We start from the raw sequence: 7,138 nt of genomic DNA, 5'->3' as shown, positions 1-7,138 counted from the left end.
TCAACCACGTCGAAGGCATGAAACACCGCCAACCTGTTGCGCGGGGGTATCTAGTAACACCGTGGTGAGTATCGGGTAACGCAATGGTGAGTATCGGGTAACGCTTTGGGAGAAGATTCTTCTGACCGCGTGGCAAAAGGACACGCGGCATCATCAGAGGAGTCCGATCGTGACTGATTACCGGGCTGTGATGGATCTTGTCTTACAAGGCTGGTCCGTCCGCCAAATCTGCTCGACTGTGCGATGCTCACACACCACAGTTCAAAAAGCCCGCCACACAATGGCGGCACACCAGATCACAACCGGTGAACAACTCGCCGGTATCACCGACGAAGAAATGGCCACATGGTTTGTCGATGGCCGAAGTGGTGCCCAAGGCGACTTCGTACCCATCGACTTTGACGCAGTGGCCAAAGCACGTACCGGCCGCAACAAAGTCACTCTCCAAGTCTTGTGGGGCCGCTACACCACCCAACCAGCCCACCCGTCCCAGCGTTACTACAGCTACGAGCGTTTCCGCCAGCTTGTTGCTGAACACGTCGATGCCACAGGACTTACCGCACGCATTACCCATGCCCCGGGACACACCATGCAAGTCGACTGGGCTGGCACCGCAATGCGCCTGTTCGACCCAACTGATGCTCGGGGTGCAAAAGTCAGCATTTTCGTGGCGTCACTGCCGTATTCCGGCATGTTGTTTGCCTGTGCTTGCCCGAACCAGCGGCAACAAGCGTGGCTGTGGGCGCATATCCAAGCATTTGAATACTTCGGCGGGGTTGCTGAAGTCATCGTGCCGGACAATGCTTCGACAGCATCCCACGCAATTAGTGCTGCTGACCGCAACCGGCAGGTCAATTCCACCTACGAGGAATTCCTTGAGCACTACAACACTGCCGCGCTGCCTGCTCGTGCTCGGCGTCCAAAGGACAAGGCGAATGTAGAAGCAGCAGTCAAGATCATCACCCAAAAAGTCATCCACACCCTCCACGGACATCAATGTATTGGGCTCGATGAACTCAATGCACGCATCCGCAGCCTGGTTGACAGCATCAATGACGCGGTACCGTTTCGCGGCATCAACACCAGCAGAAGGATGCTCTTTGACGAGTTTGAACGCGATGTACTCGGCGAACTTCCCACCACACCGTGGCAGCATACCGAATGGAAACGTGCGAAAGTCGCCCCCAACTTCCACATCACCGTCAACACAGCACGTTATTCGGTGCCTTACCAGCTCGTCGGCCGGACTGTCGATGTACGTATCACTGGCAATGAAGTAACCGTCTTTGATGCCGGGCAGCGTGTTGCAACCCACCGGCTTGCCCAAGCCCGGGGAATCTATGTCACCGATGTGGATCATATTCCTGCCAACATGGCTGATACCACAGGGTTGTGGACCAGTGACTACTTCTACCGTGAAGCAGCCAAGATCGGGCCAGCAACCCGGACAGTCATCGAAGAACTCATCAGCGCAAAGGCAATCCCTGCCCAGGCATTTCAGTCGTGCCGAAACGTACTGAATATGGGCAAACACGCAAACAAAGTGATTTTGGAACAAGCCTGTGCACGCCTGATCGCACCTGATGGCACCAGGAGAGCAGTGTCGTATACCGCGGTGAAAAACATGATGGCCGCGGTACGCAAAGACCAATCAACCCGCCCGACAGGCCATGATCTGCCAGCCACAACAGCGCCTGAAACACCACCGGTGGAACACGCACGCGATACCCGCGGCGCATATCTGGGTGGGTCTGCCCAGTTCAGTATGGAAAACCTCACGAAGAAAGGACCCCTACAGTCATGACACAGCCACAACCAGCATCAGCATCAGCGCGCTTTCTTGATGAATCGATCCTGCCTGTCTTTACCGATCTACGTATGACGGCTTTTGGCCGAACCGTGATTGATATTGCAGCAGATCCTGTCTTCGACTCGTGGAGCTTTTCTGACAAAGTGCTCTACGCGCTCGATAAAGAAGTCGCGGCCAAGCGTGAACGACGAGTCAACAAATTACTCAAAGCATCCCGATCGCCAAATCTCGATGCGTGTATCGAAGACATCACCTACGCACCCGGCCGCAACCTCAACAAAGAGCAAATCACCAGACTCGCTCACTGCCAATGGTGTCAAAAAGCGCAAAGCATTGTCATCCTCGGCAAATCATCCGTCGGCAAAACATACCTGGCCCAAGCACTCCTTACCGCTGCGTGCAGAAACGACTACTCTGCCCGTTTCTTCCGCACAGACACCCTGGCCAACCAGCTAATGGTGCTACGCCATGATGACACAGCACGCATGGAGTTTCTTCAAGACTTACACCTGGCAGACGTACTCGTACTTGATGACTTCTTAACAACGCCGATTGATGCTGCCACAGCACACCAGCTGCTCAACATTCTTGCTGAGCGTGAACACCGGGGATCAACCATTGTCACCTCCCAGTTCACGCCCGATGAGTGGTACAAGTCCATCCCGGATGCTGTCATCGCCGAGTCGATACTGAATCGGCTTGTCGTTGGCGCTGAGATCATCACGCTGGAAGGCCCGAACATGCGCCTCGAAGCCAATACGCAGTAGCGGCTCATAGTCAACGCCCGGGTGTTACCCGATACTCACCCGGGCGTTACTGGATACTCACCACAGCGTTACTAAATCCGTGGTCCTAACAGCCAACCACCCCAGCTGCGCCCCAACCTATCCAAACCCCGGCCAAAAAGACGCAAACCGAAACACTAGCCAAAGTCCAAAAAGCTCCTGGACTCCGTGTCCAATAAGTGGCTGGACTCCATGTCCAAAATGTTCATGGACATAACACGTCTAGTTGCGCGGCAGTGCGTGCTAGACGATCAGCTTTCGTCGAAAATGTTTCCCCAGGTGATGATGGAAACGATGGTCGATAAAAGAAAGATCGTCTAGTTGCACAAAAACGCAGCTAGACGATCAGGGGCGCGTTTGCCTCACGGTTGTTACGGGTTAAGCGACAAAAAGAAAGCCGCTGGGCGCGACTGCACCTAGCGGACATTCTCTTAATTACCGGATTTTAACCCGTCTTGTGAGAACCAACTGTATATATAGTTTTGTGCAGAAGCAAACTACATATTCGATTACGCGTGCTCTTTCTGACCCTCGCTTCAAAACTTACATACAGGCAGCCGGGGGCTCAGAAAAACAAGCACTTCTGCTCTACCTTTGGAATATCGAGATGGCGGGAGCTGTCGCTGCGACCACAGGTATGGTCGAAGTACAACTCAGAAACAGCATCAATTCACGCCTTCAAACTTGGAATGCATCCCAACCGGTTAATGATCCAAACCGTACTTGTGCGTACACAAGGGACTGGCTAAAGGATCCTGCACCTCGACTTCGCCAGATTATTTCGCCACCACGCAAAAGGCCACTTTGGCAAAAAGCGGAACCAGCCCTACGAGACGAACTTGGCAATTGTGCAAAGCCGAATCCTTCTCATGACGACCTTGTCGCGGCTTTGCCTTTCGGTTCATGGCTTTTCATCTTGCCTCAACCCCAGGTTTCTTCTCCTCAAAATCCCCGGATGCGGATTTGGGACGAGACTCTCAAGCATGCATTTACTGCTCGGAACGCTTCCGAATTCCAGAGCGCTAATCCCGCTGTCATTTACCAGTGGGCAAATGCAGTACGGCACGCACGAAATCGTGCAAGCCATCTAGAACCGCTGCTTGACCCTGGGCAATTGATCCGTGTTCATCGAATATCCGCACGCCTTATGCATTCAATGAACCCCGCTGCCGCATCCTGGCTAGCGGGGCAGCAATACATCCATTCAGTGCTTAAAAGGAAACCCGTGTAGCTACTCCCGCGCCGGGGAGGCGCTGCGGTCGTCGTTACGCACGGGCACCCACTTGAGCACGTAGGCGAGCACGACCACGCCCACGGCGACGGCGAAGGACACCCAGCCGAAACCGGTGGTGAAGCCGGCGATGACGGCGATCGGTGCGAGGATGGTCATGCCGATTTCGAAGGGGGCGAAGCCGACGTAGGCCACGCCGTACTCGTTGAGGGTGCCGGACTTGAGTTTCGGGTCGACCATCTTGAGCAGCGCGATGCCGGTGGCCACGGCGGCGGTGGCCCAGCCCCAGCCGAACAGGCCACGCTCGAGCCACTTTTCGCCAAAGAAGGTCGGGCCGGCCCACAGCATCCAGACCACGCAGAACACGGTACCCAGGACGAACATGACAACCAGTGCCTGCCAGTAGCCGGCGAGTGCGGCGGGGACGATAGACGCGATGCCGAAGGCGATCATGTAGTCGGTGGCAGCACCGGAGATGGAGTTGATGGTGGAGCCGTCGAGGTAGTTCGGGCGGCCGGCGAGTCGCAAGGCAAGACGGCCGACCAGACCGACCACGAACGACATGGCGAACAGCGGGATGGACACGTTTGGCCACTGGCCCTTGATCAGCGTGTTCACCAGGTACGCGATGAGCACGGTGAACACGATGAAGCCGGCGTGCAGTGCGAGCGGTTCGATGGACGACGGGTTGGTGGTGGCTTTGCCGATGGAGGGGCGTTCTTCCTCGTTGCGGATGTAGCCGGTGCGCAGGTCGTCGGGAAGATCGCCCGCGAGCTGGGATGCCTTGCCTTTGCGGATGCCCCAGTTGGCCATGATCACGCCGCCGACAATCGCCACGAGGGTGCCCACGGTGGCGGAGGTGAAGCCGAGAGAGGATGCGCCTTCAACGCCGATCTCCTCAAGCGCGGAGCCGACGGCCGCTGCGGTGCCGAAGCCGCCGACGAAGCCGACGGGCAGCATCATGCCGAACCACGGCTCGGTGCCGAATACGGGTGCGAAGAGGTAGATGCCAAGCAGGATGAATAGGCCCCATTGCCCCATGAACATTGCGGTGGAGTAACCCCACATGTTGCGCGCACCGGTGGCCACGGAGCCGCCGAATTGCATCGAGTACGCCATCGACGCGAACACCACCGCGATGAGCAGCGTGGTGTACGTACCCACCTGGTCGGACCAGTTGATCAGGCCAAGAATTTCGGGCCCGAGGATGAGCCCGAGCAGGCCTGCGGTGATCGGTGCGGGCAGCAGCAATGCTTGCAGTACGCGCAGTCGGTTGCGCAGGACGTTGCCGACGATGAGGAGGAGGGAGATCCATCCGATGTCGGTAAGCAGCGTGTATGGGGTGAATTCCATCGCAGCACCTTCCTTTATCCACTTATCGCATATAAAACAGTGTGTAACTGTAACCCAGTACGCTGTTTTCATGGCTTTTTCGGAGTCCGTTGAGTTGTTGCGCACCCACGGGTCGCGCGTGAGTGAGGCGTGGCGCGCGAAGTTCGTGGAGGCGTATCCACATGCGCCGATGATGCTTCCTCCTGGTGAGCGCATGCCGCAGATGCTTATCGACGCCACCACGTTCCTCCTCAGCCACTCCCCCACCGAAACCACCGACCGCCTGCGCGCGATCGCGCTGGACCTGCGCCGCACGGGCTTCCCCGCCGAGGAGTACCCCAACGCGATGCAGTTGCTTGGCGACGCCATCCGCACCGTCGCCGGAGAAACCGGCGCCGAGGTCGGCACCGGTGCTGGCGGTGCCGACACCGAGGACCCCACCTCGGCGCTCGTGGCAGCGGGCGAGGTCATGCGCAAGGCAGCATCCCAAGCCGACTACGCGGGCGTGCCGGCGGCCTCAGCGGCGCAGGTCACCAGCGTGGAGGAGCGCGACGGGGTGCAGATCGTGCGCCTCGAGGCAGGCACGCGCATCATCTATGCCCCCGGTGAAACGCTGCCCGTGATGTCGCCGGAAGCCCCCGGTGTGTGGACCGGACTGATCCCGGCGCTGCCGTCGAACCCATTCGGACAAATGGAGTTTCACATCGGCGCGGGCACCGATCTTGCGGTTGCGCCCGGCGCGTGGTTGACATTGGGTGTGGCGCGCGGGGGTCTGCAGGGGTTCGTCGATAAGCAAGTGCTCTTGGTGGCCGCGGGGACGGGGTTGGCTGCGGCGAAGGCGCTGGTGTTTCACTGGTTGGAGTGCGAGGAGCGCCCCGATGTGCACCTGGTTTCGGATGTGACGTACGACCGGGCGGCGCTGGACGCGTTGGCTGGCGCGCAGGACTGGCTGGACGTGAGTTGGGTGGTGGAGTCGCGCCTGGGTGCGCCGCTGGAGCAGGTGGTGTCGGGCCCGGGAATGTGGTGGGGTCGCGACGTGATCGTGTGCGCGGACCAGGCACGCGCGGCCGCGATCACCGACGCGTTGGAAGAAGCTGGCGCCGAGGGCGTGCAGGTCATCGCCCACGACGCGACGCCGGAGTGGTTTAGCGCATCGTAGTGTCCGCGCGGATCTGGCCGAGCGGAAGGCGTTTGCGCTGCTTGGCGGCCTCTTCGGGGTCGATGTCTACGACCAGGGTTTCGGGCCCGTAGCCGGCTTCGGCGATGCGCACGCCGGAAGGGTCGACCACGGTTGAGTGGCCCGCGCCGGTGGGACCGGACGGCTCGCCCGCTTTGGTTTCAAAATCCGGGCGCGACTGGCCAGCGGCCGCGATGAACACCCCGGCGTCGAGGGCGCGCGCGGCGGTTAAGATGCGCCACTGCTCCACCTTGCCGGGCCCGTCGGCCCAGCTTGTGGGTACGACAATGACTTGGGCGCCGCGGTCCGCAAGGGCCTGGAACTGCTCGGGGAAGCGAATGTCGAAGCAGGTGGCCACGCCCACCGTCACGCCGTCGTGCTCGAAGGTGACCAGGCGTTCGCCGGGGCGCACGGTGTCGGACTCGCGGTAGTTGAACGCGTCGTACGTATGAATCTTGTCGTAGCCCTCATGCAGGCCATTTCCCGTGATCAGGGCGGTGTTGTAGACGCGGTTGATGGTTTTCTCGCCGCGCTGCACGGTATCGGCGGGCCGGAACATGCCAGCCACGATGGTCACGCCGAGCTCGCCTGCCAGGTCGCGCATGTTGGTGGCAAACGCGCCGTCGAGGTCCTCCGCCTGCGTATCCAGTCGGCCCTGCTCAAAGGCCTGACTGGCACCCTCCGGCAGCACAATCAGGCTCGCGCCTTGGGCGGCGGCGTCGCGCACCAGCGGAGCAAGGTGGGCAAAGTTGTCCATTGTGTCACTGCCTGTGACGGTTTGCACCAACGCGATCTTCATGTGG

General features: G+C 59.4%; 5 protein-coding genes. 3 read left to right on the top strand and 2 right to left on the bottom strand.

The window, feature by feature from the left end; genetic code table 11:
* The first annotated feature begins 169 nt into the window (after positions 1–169).
* Both istA and HMPREF2734_RS09930 read left to right on the top strand, forming a co-directional pair.
* Positions 170–1,804: an IS21 family transposase gene (gene istA, locus HMPREF2734_RS09935; RefSeq protein ID WP_083308148.1), complete on the top strand. Its 1,635-nt coding sequence runs from the start codon at positions 170–172 to the stop codon at positions 1,802–1,804.
* Entirely contained in the window at positions 1,801–2,577 is a 777-nt protein-coding gene (locus HMPREF2734_RS09930) for an ATP-binding protein (protein ID WP_070451844.1), read from the top strand. Before istA ends, HMPREF2734_RS09930 begins: the two co-directional genes overlap by 4 nt.
* 1,249 nt (positions 2,578–3,826) lie before the next feature.
* Here HMPREF2734_RS09930 and HMPREF2734_RS09925 read toward each other — a convergent pair.
* Positions 3,827–5,179: a sodium/glutamate symporter gene (locus HMPREF2734_RS09925; protein WP_070570725.1), complete on the bottom strand. Its 1,353-nt coding sequence runs from the start codon at positions 5,177–5,179 to the stop codon at positions 3,827–3,829.
* A gap of 70 nt (positions 5,180–5,249) precedes the next feature.
* On the opposite strand from HMPREF2734_RS09925, the gene HMPREF2734_RS09920 reads away from it, so the two are divergent.
* Positions 5,250–6,317, top strand: a complete 1,068-nt coding sequence (locus HMPREF2734_RS09920) for a ferredoxin reductase domain-containing protein (protein ID WP_070570723.1) — start codon at positions 5,250–5,252, stop codon at positions 6,315–6,317.
* On the opposite strand, the gene HMPREF2734_RS09915 is transcribed toward HMPREF2734_RS09920, so the two are convergent.
* Positions 6,304–7,134, bottom strand: a complete 831-nt coding sequence (locus HMPREF2734_RS09915) for a carbon-nitrogen hydrolase family protein (protein ID WP_070570721.1) — start codon at positions 7,132–7,134, stop codon at positions 6,304–6,306. The two genes, HMPREF2734_RS09920 and HMPREF2734_RS09915, sit on opposite strands and share 14 nt — an antisense overlap.
* Positions 7,135–7,138: the final 4 nt, after the last annotated feature.

It is taken from the genome of Corynebacterium sp. HMSC055D05, assembly GCF_001810365.1.
Classification (GTDB): domain Bacteria; phylum Actinomycetota; class Actinomycetes; order Mycobacteriales; family Mycobacteriaceae; genus Corynebacterium; species Corynebacterium coyleae.
This window is presented reverse-complemented; position numbering and strand designations above follow the sequence as displayed.

What these genes read in the sequence shown, in the direction of transcription:
- HMPREF2734_RS09925 (WP_070570725.1), bottom strand. Translation starts at nt 5,179, where the DNA reads ATGGAATTCACCCCATACACGCTGCTTACCGACATCGGATGGATCTCC.
- HMPREF2734_RS09930 (WP_070451844.1), top strand. Translation starts at nt 1,801, where the DNA reads ATGACACAGCCACAACCAGCATCAGCATCAGCGCGCTTTCTTGATGAA.
- HMPREF2734_RS09920 (WP_070570723.1), top strand. Translation starts at nt 5,250, where the DNA reads ATGGCTTTTTCGGAGTCCGTTGAGTTGTTGCGCACCCACGGGTCGCGC.
- HMPREF2734_RS09915 (WP_070570721.1), bottom strand. Translation starts at nt 7,134, where the DNA reads ATGAAGATCGCGTTGGTGCAAACCGTCACAGGCAGTGACACAATGGAC.